This is a genomic window from Sphingopyxis sp. sgz302558 (assembly GCF_057220455.1).
Map to the genome: position 1 here is coordinate 1 of NZ_JBXPUZ010000001.1, position 23,654 is coordinate 23,654.

General features: G+C 64.5%; 23 protein-coding genes. 16 read left to right on the forward strand and 7 right to left on the reverse strand.

Annotation, left to right across the window (positions count from 1 at the left end):
• Positions 1-110: 110 nt before the first annotated feature.
• Positions 111-539, reverse strand: coding sequence for an OsmC family protein (locus AC2TC0_RS00005; protein ID WP_484715435.1), 429 nt, complete (start codon positions 537-539; stop codon positions 111-113).
• A 385-nt stretch (positions 540-924) separates the two neighbouring features.
• On the opposite strand from AC2TC0_RS00005, the gene AC2TC0_RS00010 reads away from it, so the two are divergent.
• Entirely contained in the window at positions 925-1,854 is a 930-nt protein-coding gene (locus AC2TC0_RS00010; protein WP_484715436.1) for a crotonase/enoyl-CoA hydratase family protein, read from the forward strand.
• A gap of 122 nt (positions 1,855-1,976) precedes the next feature.
• On the opposite strand, the gene AC2TC0_RS00015 is transcribed toward AC2TC0_RS00010, so the two are convergent.
• A complete protein-coding gene (locus tag AC2TC0_RS00015) occupies positions 1,977-3,611 on the reverse strand; it encodes an alkaline phosphatase D family protein (protein ID WP_484715437.1) in 1,635 nt (544 codons plus the stop codon).
• Between the two features lie 17 nt (positions 3,612-3,628).
• The gene (locus AC2TC0_RS00020; RefSeq protein WP_484715438.1) at positions 3,629-4,720 is read right to left on the reverse strand and encodes a DUF3667 domain-containing protein; all 1,092 of its coding nucleotides are present in this window, start codon (positions 4,718-4,720) and stop codon (positions 3,629-3,631) included.
• 78 nt (positions 4,721-4,798) lie between these two features.
• On the opposite strand from AC2TC0_RS00020, the gene AC2TC0_RS00025 reads away from it, so the two are divergent.
• From AC2TC0_RS00025 to AC2TC0_RS00075, 11 genes are all read left to right on the forward strand, one after another.
• The gene (locus tag AC2TC0_RS00025; RefSeq protein ID WP_484715439.1) at positions 4,799-6,082 is read left to right on the forward strand and encodes a glutamate-5-semialdehyde dehydrogenase; all 1,284 of its coding nucleotides are present in this window, start codon (positions 4,799-4,801) and stop codon (positions 6,080-6,082) included.
• 43 nt (positions 6,083-6,125) lie between these two features.
• Complete coding sequence (locus tag AC2TC0_RS00030) at positions 6,126-6,389, forward strand: CopG family ribbon-helix-helix protein (RefSeq protein WP_484715440.1); 264 nt, start codon at positions 6,126-6,128, stop codon at positions 6,387-6,389.
• A complete protein-coding gene (locus AC2TC0_RS00035) occupies positions 6,377-6,664 on the forward strand; it encodes a type II toxin-antitoxin system RelE/ParE family toxin (protein ID WP_484715441.1) in 288 nt (95 codons plus the stop codon). The genes AC2TC0_RS00030 and AC2TC0_RS00035 overlap by 13 nt, the downstream gene beginning before the upstream one ends.
• Positions 6,661-7,314 (forward strand): nicotinate-nucleotide adenylyltransferase, encoded by a 654-nt coding sequence (locus tag AC2TC0_RS00040; RefSeq protein WP_484715442.1) that lies wholly within the window; start codon positions 6,661-6,663, stop codon positions 7,312-7,314. Before AC2TC0_RS00035 ends, AC2TC0_RS00040 begins: the two co-directional genes overlap by 4 nt.
• 74 nt (positions 7,315-7,388) lie before the next feature.
• Positions 7,389-7,709 carry a ribosome silencing factor gene (gene rsfS / locus AC2TC0_RS00045; protein ID WP_484716444.1) on the forward strand — a complete coding sequence of 107 codons (321 nt, stop codon included), beginning with the start codon at positions 7,389-7,391 and terminating at the stop codon, positions 7,707-7,709.
• Between the two features lie 13 nt (positions 7,710-7,722).
• Positions 7,723-8,154, forward strand: coding sequence for a 23S rRNA (pseudouridine(1915)-N(3))-methyltransferase RlmH (locus AC2TC0_RS00050; RefSeq protein ID WP_484715443.1), 432 nt, complete (start codon positions 7,723-7,725; stop codon positions 8,152-8,154).
• A complete protein-coding gene (locus tag AC2TC0_RS00055) occupies positions 8,154-9,356 on the forward strand; it encodes a murein hydrolase activator EnvC family protein (RefSeq protein ID WP_484715444.1) in 1,203 nt (400 codons plus the stop codon). The genes AC2TC0_RS00050 and AC2TC0_RS00055 overlap by 1 nt, the downstream gene beginning before the upstream one ends.
• A 125-nt stretch (positions 9,357-9,481) precedes the next feature.
• A complete protein-coding gene (locus tag AC2TC0_RS00060; RefSeq protein ID WP_484715445.1) occupies positions 9,482-10,864 on the forward strand; it encodes a S41 family peptidase in 1,383 nt (460 codons plus the stop codon).
• Positions 10,865-10,977: 113 nt separating this feature from the next.
• A complete protein-coding gene (locus tag AC2TC0_RS00065) occupies positions 10,978-11,445 on the forward strand; it encodes a disulfide bond formation protein B (RefSeq protein WP_484715446.1) in 468 nt (155 codons plus the stop codon).
• The gene (locus AC2TC0_RS00070) at positions 11,442-11,972 is read left to right on the forward strand and encodes a demethoxyubiquinone hydroxylase family protein (protein WP_484715447.1); all 531 of its coding nucleotides are present in this window, start codon (positions 11,442-11,444) and stop codon (positions 11,970-11,972) included. Before AC2TC0_RS00065 ends, AC2TC0_RS00070 begins: the two co-directional genes overlap by 4 nt.
• Positions 11,973-12,029: 57 nt before the next feature.
• Complete coding sequence (locus tag AC2TC0_RS00075; RefSeq protein WP_484715448.1) at positions 12,030-12,623, forward strand: hypothetical protein; 594 nt, start codon at positions 12,030-12,032, stop codon at positions 12,621-12,623.
• Between the two features lie 99 nt (positions 12,624-12,722).
• Here AC2TC0_RS00075 and AC2TC0_RS00080 read toward each other — a convergent pair whose 3' ends face one another.
• Together AC2TC0_RS00080 and AC2TC0_RS00085 are read right to left on the reverse strand one after the other, a co-directional pair.
• Entirely contained in the window at positions 12,723-14,666 is a 1,944-nt protein-coding gene (locus AC2TC0_RS00080; RefSeq protein ID WP_484715449.1) for a S9 family peptidase, read from the reverse strand.
• A 132-nt stretch (positions 14,667-14,798) separates the two neighbouring features.
• A complete protein-coding gene (locus tag AC2TC0_RS00085; RefSeq protein ID WP_484715450.1) occupies positions 14,799-16,598 on the reverse strand; it encodes a DUF885 domain-containing protein in 1,800 nt (599 codons plus the stop codon).
• A gap of 289 nt (positions 16,599-16,887) precedes the next feature.
• On the opposite strand from AC2TC0_RS00085, the gene AC2TC0_RS00090 reads away from it, so the two are divergent.
• Entirely contained in the window at positions 16,888-17,262 is a 375-nt protein-coding gene (locus AC2TC0_RS00090; protein ID WP_484715451.1) for a hypothetical protein, read from the forward strand.
• A gap of 4 nt (positions 17,263-17,266) precedes the next feature.
• Here AC2TC0_RS00090 and AC2TC0_RS00095 read toward each other — a convergent pair whose 3' ends face one another.
• Positions 17,267-18,235, reverse strand: a complete 969-nt coding sequence (locus AC2TC0_RS00095) for an L-threonylcarbamoyladenylate synthase (RefSeq protein ID WP_484715452.1) — start codon at positions 18,233-18,235, stop codon at positions 17,267-17,269.
• A 53-nt stretch (positions 18,236-18,288) separates the two neighbouring features.
• Here AC2TC0_RS00095 and AC2TC0_RS00100 point away from each other — a divergent pair, with 53 nt between their 5' ends.
• From AC2TC0_RS00100 to AC2TC0_RS00110, 3 genes are all read left to right on the forward strand, one after another.
• Positions 18,289-20,025: an acyl-CoA dehydrogenase family protein gene (locus AC2TC0_RS00100; RefSeq protein WP_484715453.1), complete on the forward strand. Its 1,737-nt coding sequence runs from the start codon at positions 18,289-18,291 to the stop codon at positions 20,023-20,025.
• A 195-nt stretch (positions 20,026-20,220) separates the two neighbouring features.
• Positions 20,221-20,577: a hypothetical protein gene (locus tag AC2TC0_RS00105; RefSeq protein WP_484715454.1), complete on the forward strand. Its 357-nt coding sequence runs from the start codon at positions 20,221-20,223 to the stop codon at positions 20,575-20,577.
• Positions 20,578-20,682: 105 nt separating this feature from the next.
• On the forward strand, positions 20,683-22,623 hold the full coding sequence (locus AC2TC0_RS00110) for a putative bifunctional diguanylate cyclase/phosphodiesterase (protein WP_484715455.1): 1,941 nt from the start codon (positions 20,683-20,685) through the stop codon (positions 22,621-22,623).
• On the opposite strand, the gene AC2TC0_RS00115 is transcribed toward AC2TC0_RS00110, so the two are convergent.
• Entirely contained in the window at positions 22,593-23,567 is a 975-nt protein-coding gene (locus AC2TC0_RS00115) for a crotonase/enoyl-CoA hydratase family protein (RefSeq protein WP_484715456.1), read from the reverse strand. The two genes, AC2TC0_RS00110 and AC2TC0_RS00115, sit on opposite strands and share 31 nt — an antisense overlap.
• Between the last annotated feature and the right edge of the window lie 87 nt (positions 23,568-23,654).

Sequence of the window (23,654 nt, forward strand, 5' to 3'; positions counted from 1 at the left end):
TGCAGAATCCCTGTACAACAGGGAAATGGCACACAGAGACCCGTGCGCCACGGACTGCGTGGCGCACCATGATGTTTTGCCGCGTGCCGGCAAGGGCGCGTCGCTCCGCGCTAGACCAGCTGCGCGTCCAGCTTGATTTCAGCGTTGATCACTTTCGACAGTGGGCAATTGGCCTTCGCCGCGGCAGCTGCTGCCTGGAACGCCGCTTCGTCCGCGCCGGGGATAGCCGCACGCAGCGTCAGTTCAACCAGCGGGATATGAAAGCCGCCCTCGACCTGTTCAAGCGTCACGACAGCCTTGGTATCCAGCGCCTCCGCCGTCAGTCCGGCCTGCGACAATACCAGCGTCAGCGCCATGGTGAAACAGGCGGCGTGCGCCGCGCCCAGCAATTCTTCGGGATTAGAGCCAGCGACGCCTTCAAACCGGCTGGCAAAACCATAAGGATAAGCAGAAAGAGCGCCGCTCGCCGTTGAAATCGCGCCTTTGCCTTCGCGAAGTCCGCCTTCCCAATGCACCGATGCGCTACGCTGGATCTTCATAATGGTCTCCTGTTGCTGCCAATGGAAAAATCATTCGCCCGCGGCGCCTTCGCTGGGCGCCTGGCCGAATTCATGTGATGGCATCGAAGAGCATTTGCGCAAAAAGCGACAAAATCGCGGCACGCAGTCAGGGGAAAGAATGATGCCCCGGCCGTGGGGAGCCGGGGCATCTTCATTCAACCGTCCTCTGGGACCAGCATAGTCCGGTTGTGCCAGTGACCCGCCGCTCAAAAAATGGCTCCGCGCTGGCAAGACGACGATGCCGTCCTCGTGCTTGCTATCGCACCAAGACCGGCCTCCGGATAATCCCTAGGGGTAAGTCCCATTCACGCCGCGGCGAAGCAGCTGCTTGCCAGCGTCCCCGGCTTTGCGCACTATGCGCATCATGACCGACCCAGCATCCGCGCAGACGCGCCTCGACCGCCACGAAGGCATTGCCCTCGTCACTCTTCACCGCCCCGACCGAATGAACGCCTTCACCGCGCAAATGGCGATGGAGCTGGTCGCCGCGCTCGACGAATGCGACGCCGACGATAGCGTGCGCGCGGTCATCTTCACGGGCGCAGGCGAGCGCGCCTATTGCGCGGGGGCCGACCTGTCGGCGGGCGCGGCGACATTCGATTATGAAAAAAGCGGGCGCAAGTCGGTCGTCACCGGCCCGACCGAGACCAGCCCGGTAGCCGATGACGGCAGCATCGATTGGTCACACCCGCTGATCCGTGACACCGGCGGGCGCGTTTCCTTGCGTATTTTTGAAAGCCGCAAACCCGTTATTGGCGCGATCAACGGGGCAGCCGTCGGAATCGGTGCGACCATGACCCTGCCGATGGACGCGCGACTGCTGAGCGACACGGCACGTTACGGCTTTGTCTTTGCCCGCCGCGGGATCGTGCCCGAAGCGGCGTCCAGCTGGTTCCTGCCGCGCCTCGTCGGCATCGCGCATGCTGCCGACTGGTGCTATTCTGGCCGCCTGATCGGGGCCGAGGAAGCGCTCAGCGCGGGCCTTGCCCAATCGGTCCATGCGCCCGGCGAGCTGATCGACGCCGCCATCGCCAAGGCGCGGGCGATGACCGCCGACAGCGCACCGGTGTCGGTTGCGCTGACCCGCGCAATGCTCTGGCGCATGCTCGGCGCGCCGCACCCGATGGCCGCGCACCGCTGGGACAGCCGCGCGGTATTTGCGCGCGGCCGCAGCCCCGACGCGCAGGAAGGCGTGGTCAGTTTCCTGGAAAAGCGCGCACCCAATTTCACTGCCAGCGTGGCCAATGACTATCCGCGTTTCGACGAATTCGAGGACGGGCCGGGCTATAGTTAGGGTAGCATGCTTCAAGCCATTATTATCGTCGTCCCGGACTTGATCCGGGACAACAAGCTGTCGGGGCCTGTTATCCCGGATCAAGTCCGGGATGACGAAACATCAGGATTTGCCGCGTTGCGCTAAGCCGCCTCAAACTTCCGCGCGCCGCGCTTCACCGTCATGCTGTGACTGCCCTTCAACGCCAGCGACTTTTCGCGGATGGTTTCGAGCAAATGCCACTCGCCGGTCACGCTTTCGGGCGTCAACCGCACGCTGACATAGCCGCGCGCTTCGGTGTTCGCCCAGGCGAGCTGCGGCGATGATTTCTTGAGCGCCGCAACCCGCACGCTTTCAGCCGCCTGCGTATTGCTCTCGAACCCCGGCGAGGTGACGCTTTGCCCGGCAATCTCGACCCCCACCGGCACGCCGCCATGGTCCAGATTATAGGCCCAGCCATTGTGCGTATCGCCCGTCAGCACGACGAAATTGCCGTCGGCCTCGGCCACACTGCGCAGCAAGCGCTCGCGCGCCGCCGGATAGCCATCCCACGCGTCCATATTCAGCGGCAGCCCGGCCTCGGCAGCCAATTGGGCGGTGGCAACGCGGCGGCGGACAAAGTCGGGCACTTCGGGCGGGAACCAGCCCGAAGCCTCAGGCGGGAAGAAATTGGACCCCATGACAATCTGCTGCGCGCACAGCTGCCAGCGCGTTCCGCTCTTTGCCGACGCCGCAATGCCGCCGGTCAGCCACGCCTCCTGCTCTGCCCCCAGCAATTGCCGCGCCGGATCGCGCCAGCCGGTTTCGGCGAACAGCTTCAGCGCTGCCGCTGGATTGCTCGCCCCGGCAGCAACCATGTTCAGGTCGAAAGGTTCGGCGCGCCCGCTGATGCGCGTTTCGGGCAGGAAAATGGTCGCCAGATCGCCAATCTGATATTGGCGCCAACGTTTGTCGCTGACCGGCATCCATTCGCGATAGACGCGTTCGGCCACCGCTTTGCGCACGCTCCATTCGCCCTCCTTGTCGCTCTGATGGTTTTGCGCGCCGCCTTCCCAGGCGTCGTTGGTCAGTTCATGGTCGTCCCACTGGCTGATCATCGGAAACAGCTGGTGCAACCGCTGCAGATCGGGATCGCTGCGATAGGCCGCGTAACGCAGCCGGTAATCGGCCAGCGAAACAATCTCATGGTCGGGCTGGATCAGCCGTCCCGGCACCATCTGGCGCACGCTGGGATAATCACCGATCGGATATTCATAGAGGTAATCGCCAACATGCACGACCAGATCGATGTCCCCGCGCGCGGCGGCATGGCCATAGGCGTTGAAATGCCCGAACGGCAGGTTCGAACAGGAAAACAGCGCCAGCGTGAAATTGCTGGTCGCACCCGCAGGCAAGGTCCGTGTGCGCCCGACCTGTGACGTGGCCCCGTCGGGCGCGATGAAGCGGTAATAATAGGCGCGCCCCGGCTCCAGCCCGGTTGCGGTAAATTTGGCACAATGGTCGGCCTCGCCGCGCGCGGTGACTGTGCCGCCACCCGTGACGCGCGCGAAATCGGCGCTGTCGGACAGTTCAACGGTCAGGTCGCTGTCATTGGCGCTGGCATAGCGCGTCCACAGCAGCACCGAAGTGGCGGTCGGTTCGCCGCTCGCCACGCCGTGGGTAAAGCCCTGCGCCATCATCGCGCGCGCCGCCCCTGGCAGCGCTGCCGCCGCCAGCCCCGCGGTACCCAGCTGGATCAGCAGCCGCCGGTCAATCCGCGCCCAATCATAATGCATCATCTGTTCCTTCCTGCCGGTCAGCCCATGATTCCCATCGCGAGCAGCAAAAGCAGGAACAATGTGACCGTGAAAATACAGAAGGTGAGCAAGAGGAAGGTTCGCACCGCCGCACCAAGGCGCGACGAACGATAGGCCCCGCGCAGTTGCCGATACATATGAAACGCCACATAGGGGATCCCGATGGCGGTCAGCATGCCAACGATCGGTTCGGGCAAATAACCCGCCAACCGCAGCGCCACGAACCACAGCAGCATGAACGAGATCGAATAGGTCACAAACACGAAATGGTCGAACATGTGGAAACGGCGGCTGAAGGGGTAAAGCAGCCAAAGAAACGGCATCGACAACGGGATTAGCGCCCAAGCGAATTTATAGGCGTTGGCCTGCAGCTTATAGAGCAAGAGACCCGGATTATCGTTCGCTTTCTTGATGCCAGCATCGATGAACGGCACCCCAGTGGTGATGTTGGCAATGGTGAAGTTGCGTTTCGCCGTGTCGCTGATTTGTGCCTTGCCATCCTTTTCTTCGACCAGCCCCATCGTGCGCGCTGCCGCAATCAGGGCGGTGCGCTCGCCCAGAATTGGGGCCACTGGTTCGCCGCTCGCCGCTGCTTTGGCCAAGCGTGCGTCAATCTCAGCCAGTTCCTCACGCATCGCCGTGCGTGCGCCGTTGATATTCTGCTGCGTGTTGGCCGCGGCGACCGGATCAAATTCGCCGTCGCCCCCCATGCCGACACTTGCCAGCACAGCGTAGGTCAGGAACACTGAGAACAGGAACAGCGCCAACGGCGAGATAAACGAGGCGCGCTCGCCATGGATATAGCGCCGCGTCAGATCGCCCGGCCGCCACACCAGCAGCGGCAGTGTGTTCCAGAATTTGCCATCAAAATGCAGCACCGCGTGCAGCAGGTCATGCCCGATACCGACAAAACTGCGGTGGACGTGGCTTTTCTGTCCGCAATGATGGCAATGGCTGCCGGCCAGCGACGTCCCGCAATTCAGGCAGCGCGCCGAATCGGTCCGCGCCATGCCGCCATGCCCCGGCTCGACCGCCGCGCCCGCCAGCCCCGCCGTCACCGCCTCGCCAATGCTTTCGATGTCCCCTGCCATGCACCATGCTTAGCAGCGCCGTGCGCCCGCGCAACGGGGCTTCGCGCCGCGCCGCGCACATGATATGCCATGGTGATTATGTCCGTCACCGAACTCGCCCCCGCCGCGACGCGCGATCCCGTCGCCCTGATTGCCGACATGGGCGCGCGCGCGCGCAGCGCCGCTGCCATACTGGCCGCGACGCCGACCGCCGCCAAGGCCGCCGCGCTCATCGCTGCAGCCAATTCGCTGCGCGATCATGCGAGCGACATCCTCGCCGCCAATGCGCTGGACATGGCCGCCGGCGCCGAACGCGGCCTGTCGTCTGCCATGCTCGACCGGCTGAAACTGAACGAGCAACGCCTGCACGGCGTCGCCGATGCGGTCGCCGCCGTCGCCGCGCTGGCCGATCCGGTTGGCGAAATCATCGACGAGCGCCGTCCGCCCAACGGCCTGCTGCTCAAACGCGTGCGCGTGCCGCTGGGTGTGGTTGGCATCATTTATGAAAGCCGCCCCAATGTCACCGCCGACGCCGCCGCTCTCGGACTGATGGCGGGCAATGCCGTCATCCTGCGCGGCGGCAGCGAGGCGGTGCACTCGAACCGCGCCATCCACACCGCGATGCTTGCAGGAATCACCGCCAGTGGGCTTCCGGCCGACGCAGTGCAGCTGGTGCCGACGCAGGACCGCGCCGCCGTGGGCGCGATGCTGACCGCCAGCGGGCTTATCGACATCATCATTCCGCGCGGCGGCAAAAGCCTGGTCGCGCGCGTGCAGGACGAGGCGCGCGTGCCCGTACTCGCGCACCTTGACGGCATTTGCCACACCTATATCCACGCCGCGGCCGACGCCGCTATGGCCGGGACGCTGGTGGTCAACGCCAAGATGCGCCGCACCGGCATTTGCGGCGCGACCGAGACGGTGCTGATCGACAAAGGCTTTGCCGACCCCGCGCACATCGTTCGCGCCTTGCTCGACGCGGGCTGCGAAGTGCGCGGCGATCGGGCTATCGCCGCGCTAGACGCGCGCGTTGAACCCGCCGCCGCCAACGATTGGGACACCGAATATCTCGACGCCATCGTCTCGGTCGCGATGGTTGCCGACATTGACGCCGCGATGGCGCATATCGCGCGCCACGGCAGCCATCACACCGACGCCATCATCACCGAAGACGCCGCTACCGCTGCGCGCTTCCTGAATGAGGTCGACAGCGCCATTACCATCTGGAACGCCAGCACCCAGTTCGCCGACGGCGGCGAATTTGGGCTCGGCGCAGAGATTGGCATTTCCACCGGACGCCTGCACGCGCGCGGACCGGTGGCGCTGGAAGGGCTGACGACTTACAAATGGCAGGTGTTCGGCAGCGGACAGGCGCGGCCTTGAGTTTCACTTTGCATCATTTGTATACAAGTGATACAATTGTTGCATGAGCAAACATGCAGTCATTTCGGCGCGCATTGACCCTGAAACGCTGGCCACCGTCGATCGGATCGCAGCCGAACAAGGTCGCAGCCGGGCATGGTTTGTTGCGAACGCCGTCAAACAGGTCGCTGAGCAAGAAAGCCGCTTTGCAGCATTTGTTGAAGCGGGACGTGCCGACATCGCTGCAGGGCGCGTGGTGGACAACAACATAGTCCTGACCATGCTCGACGAGATGATTGCCGCGCATGAGGCCCGATGCCAAGGGTAGTCTGGTCAGAATTGGCGGTTGCCGATCTGGTTTCGCTCAATGACTGGTTAACGCACGAACGACCGCCACACGAAGCTATCGCTGCGCTGCGAGCAATCCGCGATCAGGTCGCTCGGCTTGACGACTTCCCCGCCATTGGCAGTCCTCTGCCCAGCGGGCTACGCAAATTGGCCATCAAAGATTATCCGTTTGTAATGCTGTACGAATTGACCAGCACGCAGCTGTTGGTCGTACGCCTCGTTCACAACCGGTCCGACTGGCTCAGCCTCGCATGACCCCCACCGGCCTTCTCGGCGGCAGCTTCAATCCGGCGCATGGCGGTCACCGCGCGATCAGTTTGCACGCGATGGCGGCGCTGGGGCTCGACGAGTTATGGTGGCTGGTGTCCCCCGGCAATCCGCTCAAGCCCAAAAAGGGTATGGCCCCGCTTCCCGCGCGCCTTGCCTCGGCCCGGCGCGCCGCGCGCCGCAGCCGCATCCGCGCCACCGCAATCGAGGCACAATTGGGCACGCGTTACACCATCGACACGCTGCGCATATTGGTAAGGCGTTATCCGCAGCACCGCTTCATCTGGCTGATGGGCGCCGACAATCTGGGCCAGTTGCCCCAATGGCGCGACTGGCGGAACATTGCGCGATTGATGCCGATTGCGGTTATCGCGCGGCCGGGCTATAATGGTCGCGCCCGGGCGACACGCGCCATGGGCTGGCTGCGGCGCTTCGTCCGGCCCGCGGACCATAAACGTCTCTGGACGGACTGGAGACCGCCTGCCCTCGTGTTCCTGCGTTTTCCGCCCGATGTGCGATCCGCAACGACGATACGGCAGGCCGACCCCCGCTGGCATGAACGCATCCCCGGCCACGCCCTGCGTGATCCGTTAACGCGCCGCCGTGTCGGCATTAAAGCCAAGAAGGAGCAAACTTGACCCCAGCATCATCGGTCGCCGCCGCGCGCGGCTCCGCCCTCCCCGACGGTCCCGACGCGCTCCACGCGCTCGTGATGCACCAGCTTGACGAAGATCAGGCGCAGGAACCCGTCACCATCCCCCTCGCCGGCAAGAGCAGCATTGCCGACCATATGGTCATCGCCAGCGGCCGTTCGACGCGCCACGTCGCCGCCATGGCCGACAAGCTTGCCCAGCGCATCAAGCAGGAACTCGGCCGCAATGTGCGGATCGAGGGGCTGCCCAATGCCGATTGGGTGCTGATCGACGCAGGCGATGTCGTCGTCCACCTGTTCCGGCCCGAAGTGCGCGGCTTCTATAACCTGGAACGTATGTGGTCGTTCGGCGACGCGCCCCCGGCAGCGGCGGCAAACTAACCGCGCCGCAGCCATGCTGCTGCATATCATCGCGCGCGGGCGCATTGCCCGCTCGCCCGAGGCCAAGTTGGTGGAACGCTATGTGAAGCGGCTGACCTGGCCCGTTAAACTCACCGAACTGCCCGATACTGGCGGCAGAATACCCGCGACCACCCTAACGCCGGCGCGGACCATCCTGCTCGATGAAACCGGCGACCAGCTGACATCGGGTGAGTTCGCCGCGCTGCTCGAACGCTGGCGCGACGACGGCGTGCGCGAGGCGCGCTTCTGTCTGGGGGCAGCCGACGGCTTCGCCCCGGACGAACGCGCCGGAGCGGACAAAAGCATCGCCTTTGGCCGCGCCACCTGGCCGCATCTGATGGCGCGCGCGATGCTCGCCGAACAACTCTATCGCGCCACCAGCATCATTGCAGGCCACCCCTATCACCGCGAAGGCAGCCGGTGATGATGCGCGCGCTGTTCCTCCTCCCGCTGTTGGGCATTGCCGCGCTGGCGGCCGCGCAAACCGACGGTTTTGATCCTGCCGCGCGCGCCGAGGCCGAACGCCGCCAGCTGGTCGCCGCCCAGCGCCAGTCGGCACAGGCCATGGCGCGCAGCCGCGCGCTCGATGCCCAGGCCGCCAGCGCCGCCGATGATGCGGCGGCCTTGCGCAAACGCATCGCGGCGCTCGCCGCGCGCATTCAGGCCGCCGAGGCCGATATCAGCGCCGGCGAAGCGCGCGTCGCGCTCGCGGGTCGCCGCCTCCGGGCGCAGGAACTGCGCTTTGCCGAAGCGCGCGGCCCGCTGCTCACCCTCACCGCCGCGCTGCAACAACTGTCGCGTCAGCCGCCAATTGCCGTGCTGGCCCAGCCCGGCTCGCTATCCGACATTGTTCATGCGCGCGCCGTGCTCGATAGCGCGCTGCCGGTAATCGAAGCCCGCACCGACGGTGTGCGCCGCGAACTCGCCAGCCTGCGCCGCCTGCAGGGTCAGGCACAGCTCGCCCTCAATGCCCTCACCGCCAGCCGCGCCACCCTAGCGGGGCGTCGTAACGAGCTCAGCCGCCTGGAAAATGAACGTCGCATCCGCGCCCGCGCGTTGCGGGGCAGCGCCCGGCTGGAGGCGGACCGCGCGCTGGGGTTCGGCGAACAGGCGCGCGACCTGTCCGAGCTGATGATCCGGCTGGAGGGCGATGCAGCCACACGCGAACGGCTGGCCACGCTGTCGGGGGCGTTGCCGCGCCCCGCCAATCCGCTGCGTCCCCGCCCCTTGCCCGCGGACACTGCGGCGGCGGTGCGCGGCAGGCCGCCGCCCTACCGACTGCCCGCCGTCGGTCCGCTGTTGGTGGGATTGGGAGAGCTGGGGTCGAGCGGCGCACGGTCGCGCGGGCTGACTATCGCGGCCCGCCCCGGCGGTCAGATTATCGCTCCGGCCGACGGGCGCGTGGTTTTTGCCGGCGACTATCGCGGCTATGGCAAAATTGTCATCCTTGACCATGGCGATGGCTGGACCTCGCTGGTCACCGGATTGATCGGTCTGTCGACCAGCGTCGGCGAAACGGTGGATGCGGGCAGTCCGCTAGGCCGCGCCGGAGCAAACCGTCCGCGCATCATGGTGGAGCTTCGTCAGGATGGCAGGCCCGTCGATATCGCGGCGCTCGTCGGCTGAAATTTACCGCCCGCCGAAGCATTGCCCCGTTTCGGGAAGGTTCATGCAAAGCGGTGCAACTTTGTTGGACAGCCGCCGCGTCATGCCTATACTCGGCGATCCAACGCACCAAGGAAGTGAGTCCGATGGCCGATACCAGCACCCCCGCCGCCCGCCGCAACCGCCGCTGGGCTTTGTGGCAAGGCGCTGCCGCGATGAGCACCTTGGCCCTCATCCCGCTCGCCAACGGGGCGATGGCCACCGTCGAAGCCTCGACCCAGGACGAGGTACAGCGCTTCCTCGACGTCTTTCTTGAAGTGCGCCAGAATTATGTCGAACCGGTCAGCGATGACAAGCTGATCGAAGGCGCCATCACAGGCATGCTGGCCAGCCTGGACCCGCACTCGGGCTATCTCGACGCGCGCAATTTCAAACAGCTGCGCACGCAAACCGACGGTGAATATGGCGGGCTCGGCCTGTCGGTCACGTTGGAGGATGGCGTCGTTAAGGTCATCGCGCCGCAAGCCGACACCCCGGCCGACCGCGCGGGCATGAAGGCGGGCGATTATATCACCCACATCAACAACGAACTGATCGTTGGCTTGCCGCTTGACGAGGCGGTTGATCTGATGCGCGGCGCGCCGGGCACGACCATCGACCTGCGCGTTGTACGCGAAGGCCGCGACAAGCCCATCGAACTCAAACTGACGCGCGAGATTATCGACCTTAAACCCGTGAAATGGGAGGTGAAGCAGGGCGTCGGCGTCATCACCGTCAACAGCTTCTCGACCGACGCCACCGCCGATGTGAAGGCCGGCATCCTCGCGGTGGAAAAATCGCTCGGCGGCAAGCCGCGCGGCTATATCCTCGACATGCGCTCGAACCCCGGCGGACTGCTCGACGAAGCGGTGGGCATCAGCGACCTGTTCCTCGAGCGCGGCGAAATCGTGTCGCAGCGCGGCCGCCGCAAGGGCGATATCGAGCGCTATTTCGCCGAACCCGGCGACCTTGCCAAGGGGCTGCCCGTCATCGTCTTGATCGACGCGGGTTCGGCCTCGGCCTCCGAAATTGTCGCAGGCGCGCTGCAGGACCAGCGGCGCGCCGTTGTGCTGGGCGAGCGCAGCTTCGGCAAGGGCAGCGTTCAAACCGTGCTCACCCTCACTGACACCACCGCGCTGCGCCTGACCACGGCGCGCTATTATACGCCGTCGGGCCGCTCGGTGCAGGAAGGCGGGATCGACCCCGACATCCGCGTGCCGCAGCTGACCGACCCCGATTATGCAACGCGCCCCAAATTCCGCGAATCTGACCTGCGCCGCCATCTGGTCAACGAAAAGCGCGTCGACAACACGATCCTGGAAAAGGATGAAAAGCCCGACCCGCGCTTCACCGCGACGCCCGAGGAGCTGAAAGCCAAGGGGATCGAGGATTTCCAGCTCCACTATGCGCTGGAAATGATCGGCCGCATCGGCCCGGCGCAGGCGAAAATGGCGGCAGCGAAGCCAGAGGGCACGGCGCGGCGGAATTGATTGTATAAACGCGTCATTGCGAGCGTAGCGAAGCAATCCGGAGTGGCGTAAACCGCCCTGGATTGCTTCGCTACGCTCGCAATGACCAACAGAGATTTGACTTGCACAAAACCATGTTGCCCCGCCCCGCCCTCCTCGCCCTCTTCGTCCCGCTCGCCCTCTATGGCGGCGCGCTCGTCTCGCAATATGGCTTTGGCCTCTTCCCGTGCGAAATGTGCTATTGGCAGCGCTGGCCGCACCAGGCGGCGATTGTGCTCGCCGCGCTGGCCCTGATGCTGGGCAAAAACGCGACTGCCATGCGCACCCTCACCTTATTCGCCGTGCTCGCGATTCTTACCAGCGGTGCGATTGGTGTGTTCCATGCGGGCGTCGAATATGGCTTCTGGCCCGGCCCCGCTTGCAGCGCCGCCAGCACCGGCCCCGTTACCATCGACGACATCATGGCGGGCCCGGTCATCGCCTGCGACAAGCCGCAATGGACAATGGCCGGAATTTCGCTCGCAGGCTTCAACGCACTCTTTTCCTTTGCGGGCGGCATTGCCATATTGGCCATGCTGTTTCGCAGGAAGGTCACGCCATGAACGCCAGCCCCGCCCGCCGCGCCAAAATCGCCAGCATGATCCGCGTCGACCAGGCGGGCGAATTTGGCGCAACCCGCATTTATGCCGGCCAGCTCGCGGTGCTGGGCAACCGCCACCCGATTGCGCGCGATATCGCGCACATGGCCGAGCAGGAAGCACGCCACCGTATCTTTTTCGACCGCATGATCGCCGAGCGGCGTGTGCGTCCGACGATCCTCTCTCCCTTCTGGAATGTCGCGGGCTTCGCGCTTGGGGCTGCTACTGCCGCGATGGGGCCGCGTGCCGCCATGGCCTGCACCGCCGCGGTAGAGACCGAAATTGACGCGCATTACCGCGAACAGCTTGACGAATTGGGCGACGACGACCCCGAGCTTAGCGCCGCCATCGCCGAATTTCGCGCCGAAGAGCTGGAGCATAAGGACGCCGCTATTGCTGCTGGCGCCGAAAGCGCGCCCGCCTATCCCTTGCTGTCGGCGACCATCCGCGCGGGTTGCCGTGCGGCCATCGCACTAGCGAAACGCATCTAAGCCCGCCGTGCGCGTGTTCATCACGGGGCCATGTCGCCCGATTATCTAGGACTCATTATGACCCGCCTGCTCCTCTCCGCCGCCCTGATCGCTACCACCGCGACCCTGCCCGCTTTGGCCCAGCAAGGCCCTGACAATAGCGGCGAGAAGGTGAGCCAGGCGATCGTTTATGGCGAGGATGCCTGCCCGACTGCGACCGGCGATGAAATCATTGTCTGTGCACGCCTCCCCGAGCGCGAGCGTTACCGCGTCCCCGAAATTTTTCGTGGTGGCGATTTGCTCAGCCCCAAGAATGAAGCCTGGGCCAACAAGGTTGTCGCCCTCGAACGTGTCGGCCGCTTTGGCACCGACAGCTGCTCGCCGGTCGGTCTTGGCGGCTTTACCGGCTGCACGCAAAGTCTGCTCGCCGGGGCCAAGGCCGAACGTGTCGCCACCGACAAGACCAACTGGGAAGCGCTGATCGCCGACGAGCGCGCCAAGCGGATGGCGGGTATTGACGCCGCCGCCGCCGAGGTTGATGCCGCCGTTGCCGCCGAGGAAAAGGCGATGGAAGAACGCCGCCGCCGCGATGCCGAGATTGAGGAGCGCGGCGGCGCCCCGGCCGAGGGGGATCCCGAGAGCGAACCGCTGCCGGAACCGCAGCCTCGCTGATCAATGCCAACGTCATCCCGGACTTGATCCGGGATGACGAACGACATGGGCCTGTTATCCCGGATCAAGTCCGGGATGACGAGACAGTGTTAATGGGGGCTATTTCAACAACGTCTCGCGCCAGAACATCAGCCCGGCCCAGAAGTTGTAATCGGCGTTTTCCTTCTTCGCGAAACCATGGCCCTCGTTCATGCCGACGAGGTGCCACGCCGTGCCGCCATTGGCGCGCACCGCCGCGACCAGCTGGTCGGCCTCTGACTTGGGCACGCGCGGGTCGTTGGCCCCCGTCACCACGAACAACGGTTTCCTGATTTCCTTCACGCGCGTCAGCGGCGAGATTTCCATCAGCTTGGCGCGCTGCGCCGGATCGCGCTCGTCGCCATATTCAACGCGGCGCAGGTCGCGGCGATAGCTTTCGGTATTTTCCAGAAACGTCACAAAGTTGGAAATCGCCACCACGCACAGGTTGGACTTGAGCTTGTCGGCGTACTGGATCGCCGCCGCATAGCACATATAGCCGCCATAGCTGCCGCCGGTCAGGCCGAAGCGGCTGGCATCGAGCGCGGGGTCCTTGGCCAGCACGTCCAGAAACGCGCCCATATCCTTGACGCTGTCCTCGCGCTTGAACGGGCCATTATCCAGGCTGACGAACGTCTTGCCATAGCCCGTCGAGCCGCGGACGTTGGGATAGAAAATCGCCACGCCTTCCTCGTTCAGCAGGAAGTTGTTGCGCCCCTGAAAGCCCGGACGCGACTGCGCTTCGGGGCCGCCGTGAACATTCATGATCATCGGGCGTTTGCCAGGGAATTTCTTGGGGTCGGGGCGATAAAGGAAGCCCGATACTTCCAGCCCGTCAAAGCTCTTCACCTTGATAAGCTCGGGCTCGACATTCTGCGTCACGTCCAGCCCGCCGGTTTCGCTCTCGGTCCAGCGCGTCAGTTTCAGCGTCTTGGGATCGACGCTCCACACATCGGCCGCGCTGCGTGCCGAAGTAAAGGTCAGGCCAATCTCGCCCCACGGCGCAATGTCGATGCCGCCGATGATCCCGGCGGGCAGCGTGTCGACGACGCGAACCCGCTGCGACTTCACGTCCATCAGCTTCAGCTTGCTCATGCCCGCTTCGTTGGTGACATAGGCGATAAAGCTGCCATCGTCGCTGATGTCGAAGGTATCGACGTCCCATTGTTCCGCCGGACCCTTGGGCGTGAATTTGCCCGTCGCCGGGTCCATAATGCCCAGCCGCTGAAATTCGCTGCCTTCGTCGCTCGTCACCCAGATGGTGCCGTCGGGGGCGATCTGTGCGCCCTGATAGCTGATCGGCGCAGCGTGATCGCCAATTGGCGTCATGCCGCCACCCCCGAGGTCGAGCTTGAACAAATTGGTCTTGGTCACCGACACATATTGGCCGACCAGCGCCCATGTCTTGTCGGGCGCGAAGGCTGCGACGCCCCAGCCGCCGCCGACGACTTCGGCGACCATACGGTTCGACGCGGGGTTGCGCGGATCCATCACATAAATGTCGCTGTCGCGTCCGTTGCGGCGGGTGGAGGTGTAAGCGACCAGCTCGCCATCATCGCTCCACGCGTTCAGCCCGTTGCGGCTCTTGCCATCGGTCAGCAGTTCCAGCTTGCCGTTCTTCAGCGCGAAGATCTGGTAAAATTCGTTGCCGCCAATATCCTTCTGCACCAGCAGCACGTCGCCGCGCTTGGGTGCCCAGCTGCCGCCGCCAACCGGCTCGGCCTCAAAAGTCAGCTGCTTGCGCGCGCCCATCGGCGCGGCGACCCGGTGCAGCTGCGTTGTATTGCCAAAACGTGTCCCGATCAGAATCGATTTGTCGGTCGGGTGCCAGCCCGAAAAGCCTGCGCCCCGATTTTCCATATAGGGGCGCGTGGCGGCCGCGAGCTCGGCGGGAACTTCGGGCATGCCGTCGGCGACCAGCGCGGCAGGCTTGGGCGCGGCCGGCGCCGCAGCAGGCTTCGCCTCCTGCGCCAGCACCGGCGCGAGCGGCAAGGCAAGGGCAGCAATCAAAGTCAGATAACGCATGGCAGACATCCCCGGTTGATGAATTGATGCGAGGGTTAAACGCGAAGGCGCGAGCGCGCGCAATGCCCCGCTTCGACGAACGGCGGGTGGGGGTCGATCAATCTCCCCTCCCCTTCAGGGGAGGGGCTAAAGTCACTTCCCCCGCTCCCCCGCGATCCAATCCTTCACCTGCGCCTCCAGCACATCCAGCGGCACCGCGCCTTGCCCCAGCACGACATCATGGAAGGCGGCGAGGTCAAACTTCGCGCCCAATTCCTTCTCGCCCAGCGTCCGCAGCTCGCGGATCTTCAGCTCGCCAATCTTGTAGGCCAGCGCCTGCCCCGGCCAGGCGATATAGCGGTTAACCTCGGCCTCGATATTCGCCGCCGACAGCGCGCTATTATCGGTCATGAACGCAATCGCCTGCCCCTTGGTCCACCCCTTGGCGTGGATGCCGGTGTCGACCACCAGCCGGCACGCACGCCACATTTCATAGGACAAGCGGCCCATGTCCTTGGCGGGGGTGTCATACAGCCCCATCTCGATCCCCAGCCGCTCTGAATAGAGCCCCCAGCCTTCGACAAAGGCGGTGAAGAAAGTGCCGTGCTTGCGGAAATCGTGCAGCGGCAATTCCTGTTGCAGCGCGATCTGGTGGTGATGCCCCGGCACGGCTTCGTGCACGCTCAGCGCGGGCACCTCCCACAAGGGCCGCTGGTCCAGCTTTGATGTGTTGACGAAATAAAAGCCCGCAAGGCCAATATCGGGCGAGCCGGGGTTATAATAGGCCGTCGTCGTCCCCTCGGCGATCTCCGCCGGAATCTCTTTGATGCCATAGGGCAGGCGCGGAAGTTTGTGGAACAGCGACGGCATCTTCCCGTCGATGATCTTGGTCACCCGGGCGACCTCGCGCATCAGCTCCTCGGGGGTCTTCGCATAAAATTGCGGGTCGGTGCGCAGATGCTGGATGAACGCCTCGCGCGTGGGGAAGCCCGCTTTCGCGGCCACCGCCTCCATTTCCTTGCGGATCCGCGCCACTTCGCTCAGACCCAGCTGATGGATTTCTTCCGCGCCCATATTGGTCGTGGTCATCTGGCGGATACGATAGTCATAATAGGCTGCGCCGCCCGGCTGTGCTGAAATGCCAGGGTCGCGTGCGCAAGCGGGCTTATAGTTTTTGCTATACCAGTCGGCCTGCTTCTTGAGCTCGGGATAGATGACATCGCGGATCGTCGCCGCCGCCGCATCGGCCAGCGCCTGATGCTCGGCCGCGCTTACCGCGTCGGGCCGCTTGGCGGCGTAGGGATTGAAGAAACGCGTCTTGCGCGGATCATCGGCAATCAGCCCGCTGATGCTGCCTTCATAACCGCCCAGCGAATCGCAGGGCAGCGTATAGCCGCCCTTGATCGCTTCGTTCGCCACCGCGATCGCCTGTGCATTGACGCGCGGGAATTGCGCGAGCCGCGCATTATAGCTTTCAAAGTCCGCCTTGGTCTTGAACGGCAGATTGTCGCCCATCCCGGCGAAATCCTGATGCCAGCCCGACCGGTTGGTGAAATTCATCGTGCGCTGACCGAATTTGTTGCCCTCCACCGTCTCGACCAGCGTTCGCCGCAAGATGCCGTGATTGACGCGGTCGCTGGCAGACAGCCCGGCGAGCGGAATGGCATCGAGCCGCTTCAGCATTTCGGCGGCAAAGGCCGCCTGCCGATCCGCCCCGGCGAGCGAATAGTCGCCAACCTCGCGCGCATAGGTGTCGATCCCCAGCGACGAGGCAAACAGCGGCGCTTCTTTCATCACCATCGCCCAATAGTCATCGACCAGCTTGGCAAGCATGGTGTCGGCTATCACCGGCGCGGCAGCTGTATCGCTCGCCCGCGCAGGCGCTGCAGTCAGCTGCGGCACCATCATGGCGCATCCCGCCACAGCGGCCAAAAGGGTCAGTCGATGGCGCATTCTGTCCTCCCTGATTGATTTGATTGCACCATGCAGAAGCGCGCGAGCCGACACAACCGGCTTGGCAATTCCCCACGAATCATCCGCATGAAATGGCGGTCGCACGCCGATCCGGACAAGAAAGTGGCGTTTCCGCTACGAAAAATGCCAATCTGACCGGAAAAATGCATCAATTCGCCGGATATTGTCACTTTTCTTAACCATTTGCATCGCACCCTCCTTGACTCGAGGGCGCGGCGATGAAACTCCAAGGGTCATGGGGATCGCACTAGCCCGATAGAGGCTGCTTATGGCTACCAGTTTTTCTTCGCGTGAATGGACGCGCAGCGCCAATATGTTGCCGCGCGCGCGGCACCTCGGCAATCAAATGTCGCGGCACGCCGCGGTCGCGGTGATAACCTTCGCCGTCATGCAAATCTGGTTGGTCAGCGCCGCAATTGAAGCGGGCGCACCGCGCGGGATCAGCGTTGTCGCCATGCTTGTGCTACTCGCCGCCGCGCTACCCTATGCCCGCATCATCGAACGGCGCTGGCAACGGCTGGGCCAGCAGGCGCTGCCTTCGCCTGCATTGATGGACCGGTTCCGCAGCGACGTGCGCCGCCTGTGGCTGCTGACCGCGATTGTTCCGGCGATGTGGACCGGCGCGGCGCTGTTTTTCCTCTGACTGGCTAAACCCCGCGCGGTGCCGCGGCGCGGCGCAGCCGATCGTTGATGGCGGCGCCCAGCCCTTCGTCGGGCACCGCCGCCGCCGCAATCCTTGGCTTGGCGCTTGCATCCGCCCGATGCAGCGCGTCGAACAGCCGCGCTGCCGCCTCCACCACATTGCCGCTGGGGCTTAGATTATCGTCGCCGTCCACCGCGCCAAAGCCGATTCCCCATTCATCAGGTGTGAAATCCACTGCCTCCAGCCGTAACGGCTTGGTCGGCGCGTAATGGCTGGCGAGCTGGCCCGGCGCGATGACTGGCCCTTCACCCGCTGCGACCACCGTCAAGCCGCTGACCTCGGCAAGCTGCTCCGGCGTCACCGGCCCCGGGCGGAGCACCACGATCCGGCCATCCACCACGCGGGCAATCGTCGATTCCAGCCCCGCTGCGCAGGGCCCGTCATCAATCACCAGCGCGATGCGCCCCGCCAGACTGGCCGCAACATGCGCCGCGCGCGTCGGGCTGATCGCGCCGCTGGCATTCGCCGAAGGTGCCGCCAACGGACGCCCGCTTGCCGCAATCAGCGCCTGCATCGCCCGGTGCGCAGGCACGCGCAGTGCAATCGTATCCAACCCAGCCGTTGCCAGGCTCGCCACCGGGCAATCGGCGCGGCGCGGCACCACCAGCGTCAGCGGCCCCGGCCACAGCACCGCCGCCAGCCGCCGCTCGGCATCACCAAAGGTGCCCAACAATTCCGCCATCGTCATATCCGCCACATGCACGATTAGCGGGTTGAACGAAGGTCGCCCCTTCGCCGCGTAAATCCGCGCCACCGCGTCCGAATCGGTCGCATCGGCGGCCAGGCCATAAACCGTCTCGGTCGGCACCGCGACCGGCTGGCCCGCCAGAATCAGCGCCGCACCTGCGGCCGTCGCGGCTTCGCCGCAAGGACGCACAATCGGCAGGTCAGTGGCGTTTGTCGGCGGGGTCATGCCGCGCTATAGGCGCGCTCGATACGCAAACGCCAGACCCAGCCGGAAACCCCATGACCTATACCCCGCCCACCGCCGAGCAGCTTTTCGTCCTGCGGCACATCGCCCGCATCGACGCCCTGGCCGCGCACGACCGCTTTGCCGCTGCCACACCCGATCTGGTCGAAGCCATCGCCAACGGCGTCGGCGAATTTGCCGCCGACATCTATGCGCCCCTCAACCGCGTCGGCGACACGCAGCCGCCACGCTGGACCAATGGCCAGGTCATCATGCCGCCGGGGTTCAAAGAGGCGTATCAGGCATTTGTCGAGGCGGGTTGGGGCAGCATCGACGGCCCGGCCGAATATGGCGGGATGGGCCTGCCCTTCACCATGGCGACTTTGGTGACCGAGGCGCTGGGCACCGCCGACATGGGCTTTGGGCTCATCTCCATCCTCACCCCCGGCGCAATCCACGCGCTGATGGGACATGGCAGCCCCGAACAGCGCGACCGCTGGCTCCCCAAGCTTGTCAGCGGTGCGTGGAACGGCACCATGAACCTGACCGAACCGCAGGCCGGCAGCGATGTCGGCGCGCTGCGTTCGACCGCCGAACCGCTGAACGACGGATCAGGCCTGTTCCGCATCAAGGGGCAGAAAATCTACATCACCTTCGGCGACCATGACCTCACCGACAATATCGTTCACCTCGTGCTCGCCCGCACCCCCGGCGCACCAGAGGGGACGCGCGGCATTTCGCTGTTCCTCGTCCCCAAATACCGCCTCGATGCCGATGGCCAGCCGACCATCGACAATGGCGTGCGCTGCGTGTCGATCGAACATAAGCTGGGCATCCACGCCTCGCCCACTTGCGTAATGGCTTATGGCGATGATGGCGATTGTCTGGGCGAGCTGGTCGGCCCCGAAATGGGCGGCATGCGCGCCATGTTCACAATGATGAACAACGCGCGGCTGATGGTTGGCTGCCAGGGCGTCCAAATCGCCGAGCGCGCCACCCAACAGGCGCGTCGTTATGCCGCCGACCGCGTGCAATCGGCGCTCGCCGGATCGCCCGACAAGGCCCCGGTCGCGATCGACCAGCACCCCGACGTCCGCCGCATGCTGTGGACGATGCGCGCGCAGACCGAAGCCGCACGCGCGCTTGTCTATTACGCCGCGTCGCAGGTGGACTTCGGCAAATTGGGCGATGAAGCCGCCGCGCTGCGCGCCGAAATATTGACCCCGCTGGCCAAGGCACACGCCACCGACATCGGCTGCGAGGTGGCCAGCATCGGCATTCAGGTGCATGGCGGCATGGGTTTCGTCGAGGAAACCGGCGCCGCGCAGCATTATCGCGACGCGCGCATCGCCCCGATTTATGAAGGGACCAACGGCATTCAGGCTGCCGACCTCGTCGGGCGCAAGCTCGGTATGGCAGGCGGCGACGGTGTGCGAACTCTCATCGCCGACATCACGGCGGGTGCAGGGAGCAGCCCCGCCCTCGCCGACCTCGCCGCTCGCCTCGGCGCGCTTACCGACTGGCTGGAAAGCGCCAGCGTGCCCGACCGGCTGGCGGGCAGTTACCCCTATCTCACCATGCTGTCGGTCGCGACCTGCGGCTGGCTGTTGCAAATCCAGGCGCGTGCCGCCGCCGACCTGCTCGCGCGCGGCGAAGGCGACGCGGATTTCCTGGCGGCCAAACAAACAACCGCGCGTTTTTATTGCGACCAGATTGTCCCGGCGGCTGTCGGCCTTGCGGCCGCGGTGACCGCGGGTGACGCTGCGCTGCCGCCTGTACCCATGGTGGCGTAAGACCCCCGCACCAAATAAATTCTCCTCGTCCTGAACTTGTTTCAGGACGAAAAGCGGCGGCCTGTCACCCTGAAACAAGTTCGGAACGACGAAACGCGCTGCCGCAACCCCTCGCTAACCATTTCTCTGAACCGGCTCTTAGCTATTTCTGCGCCATAGCGCTCGTCACCCCACCTTGGGAGTCGGAGGGCGGCAATGGCCAGCGCAGCACAAGGATCGACCCGGACGGTCAGCTGGCACAGCCGCAGCGCCCCCGCGCTGCCCCACATCGCGGCGCCGCTGTTCGCCGCGAATGACATCGGCGAGGCGCCGTATCGCGCGATCCACGACGCGGCGCGCCGTTTGTGGCGCGACCATCAAATTGACGCGATTTTCGTTGCGGCCAGCCGCGCCCAGTCGGCCTTTTGGCAAGGGCGTATGGATGCCTGCCGCTGGTGGAACAGCGTCGGCCGCATGCTTGACCGTGCGTTGGTGGCCGGCGGCAGCCGCCTGCACCCGATCGCCAATCCGCAAGCTGCGTCGACCATTCGACAAGCGCCTGTTAACAGCTGACTTCCCGAATTTCTGCGGCGCCACGGGCCATCCCAAGCGCGGCGTTAACCGTTCCTCCAGCCTTTTCTGCCATCGCGGAAAGTAGAAAGGCGACAGGCGACACCCTTGGTCAGGCTCATCAAGAAACGGTTGATCGGGACGCGCGAAGGCGCGGTGATCGATGCCAAGGTGCGGGCAGCGCTCGTCGCCACTCTCTATTCGTCACCTGCCAGCCTGGCACTCGGCGCATTGTGCGGCCTCATTGGCTCGCTCTACATCGCCTGGCGCGATGGCCATGCCATCCTCATTTACGCCGCGATGCTGCTCACCGCCGTGGTTATCGGCCGCATCATTTCGGCCTATGCCTTCCACCGCACCACGCAGGAAAATGAAAGCCAGACGCGGATTTTGGAGCTGGTGTACGAGGCAGGGGCCTGGGCCTATGCTTCGGTGCTCGGCGCGATCGGCGGGCTGACGGTCGCCATCGCCGCCGATGCCGAATTGCACGTGCTCGCCGCCGCCAACGCCATCGGCTATGCCGCGGGTGTGTCGGCGCGCAACGCTGGCCGCCCACAGATCGCCATTGGCCAGAATCTCCTTGCCTCGGTCCCGCTGGCGATCGGGCTGATGGTGCAAGGGTCGACCGGCTATCTGTTGCTCGCTATTTCGCAGATCTTGTTCATCGTGGCCGTCATCGGCATCACCATGCGTACCTTCGACATTGTGCACGCCAGCTTTGCCTCGGCCCATCGCAATGCTGTGCTGGCAGCCGAGATGCGCACCTTTGCCACCACCGACCCCGTCACCTCGCTCGCAAACCGCGCTGGTCTCGACGACTGGATGGCGCGCAATTTCAAAGAAGACGATCCCGTCGATTTCGCGCTGTTCTGGTTCGACCTCGACCGGTTCAAGGAAGTCAACGACACGCTGGGCCACCCTGTGGGGGATAGGGTGCTGGTCGAAGTCGCCAACCGGCTGCGCGCGGTATGCGATCCCGACATGCTGATTTCGCGCTTCGGCGGCGACGAATTTGTGGTCGTCGCACCGCATATGAACCGCGTCGCCGCCGACAGTTTCGGCCGCTTGATCCTGACCGTCATCGGCCAGCCGATTCAGGTTGATGGCCACAATATCGCGATCAGCGCTTCGCTCGGGATCGCGCTTTACCCAGAGGATGGCCAATCCGCCTCGGTCATCATGCAGCAGGCCGATATGGCGCTTTACGCGTCCAAGGTTGGCGGGCGCGCGCAGCAAAGCTTTTTCGATCCGGCTATGGATCAGGAACTCACCCGCCGCCGCGAGCTTGAAGCCGAACTGCGCAGCGCGATCCGCGGCGGCCAGCTCCAGCTGCATTACCAGCCGATTGTCGATCTCAAGACCGGTCGCATTTCGTCGTTCGAGGCGCTGGTGCGCTGGCAGCATCCCGAGCGCGGCATGCTCAGCCCCGACGAATTCATTGCCATTGCTGAAGCCACCGGTCTCATCATCACCATGGGCAACTGGATCGTGCTGGAAGCCTGCCGCACGGCGATGCAGTGGCCCGCCGACATCAAGGTTTCGGTCAATGTCTCGCCGGTCCAGATGCAGGCCCCCGGCGCGGCGCTCGGCTTCCTGAATGCGCTCAAGCTATCGGGCCTCCCGGCCTCGCGGCTCGATCTTGAAATCACCGAAAATGTTTTCGCTGCCAAGACCGAGCATGTCGTGGAATTTGTTCGCCTGATCCGCGATGCGGGCATCGGCCTGACGCTTGATGATTTCGGCACCGGCTATTCCTCGCTATCCTACATCCGCGAGTTCGACTTTTCGAAGATCAAGATCGACCGCAGCTTTGTCAGCGGCCTTACCGACGGTGACCGCGCCAGCGCCATCGTATCGGCGGTGGCCTACCTTGCCGAACGGCTCGCCATGCCCGTCGTCGCCGAAGGGATCGAAACAGAGATTGAGGCCGCGCGCGTGCGCAAACTGGGCTGCACCCATGGCCAGGGCTATTTGTTCAGCCGCGGCGTCCCGGCCAGCGAACTCGCCGCCTTGCTCGATCAGCCAGCGGCCGAGCGCCGCGTTGCCTGATCGGCATCGTCGGGCAGCACATATTGGCGCTGCCGGTTGACGATCCAGCGCATCATTTTAAGGTCTGCGTCGGACAGCTTTAGCGCCGTGTCGGCCCATTCGGTCACCACCGCCGCCAGCTCATCAAGCGTAATCGGTTTGGCAATACGCATGGCGCGGTGCGAACCGACATGCCCGGCCAGCCGTTTGCGCTGCTTGGCGATATAGTCGCGCACGGCCGCGACGCCCTGGCCCGGGTCGGCCAGCACCTGGACCAACCCCAACTCGAACAATTGCTCGGCGGTGTAATCCTCGCCTGAATGGATCATGCGCTCGGCAGTGGCGGCACCGACCTTGCGCGACAGGATGGCGTGCGCGCCCATGCCGGGGAACAGGTTGAACTTAATCTCGGGCAAACCGAACTTCACCCCGCGCTCGGCGATCACAACGTTGAACGACATCAGCGCTTCCCAGCCGCCGCCCAGCGCCTCGCCCTGCACCAGCCCGATGGTCACCAGCGGCAGGTCGAGGCAGGCCATATTGCGGTGGAGAATTTCGACACAGGCGCGGCCATAGCGGATCAGTCCGGCGCGGTCGCCTGCGCGGATCAGCGATCCGAACAGGTCAAGGTCACCGCCATAACAGAAAACGCCCGGCACCCGCGACCCGAGCACCAGAAAGTCGAGCGGCACGCCGGTCGGGCCAAAGGCCGTCGCGATATCTTCCTGCCACATAGTGAAATCGGCCAGCATCGCCGGGTTGAAACTCGGACGGCCCTTGGGCCGCATAAAAGTCCACAGCGTCGCCGCGCCTTCGTCATACAGGCAATCGAGCTGGCCCAAATTGAACAGCCGCTCGGGCAGAGCCAGCCGTTGCCGCGCGGCATCAATTGCCGCCTGATCCAGTTCCAACCCGGACATTTCACGGTGCGACCCGATGCCCAGATTGATCGGCTGTGCCGTCATTCACTGTCCCCCACGCTGGACATGCTTAATGTCTTGGTAAGGATGACAGACACTTGCCGATTGGCAATCGCTTTTATTGTGATTCTG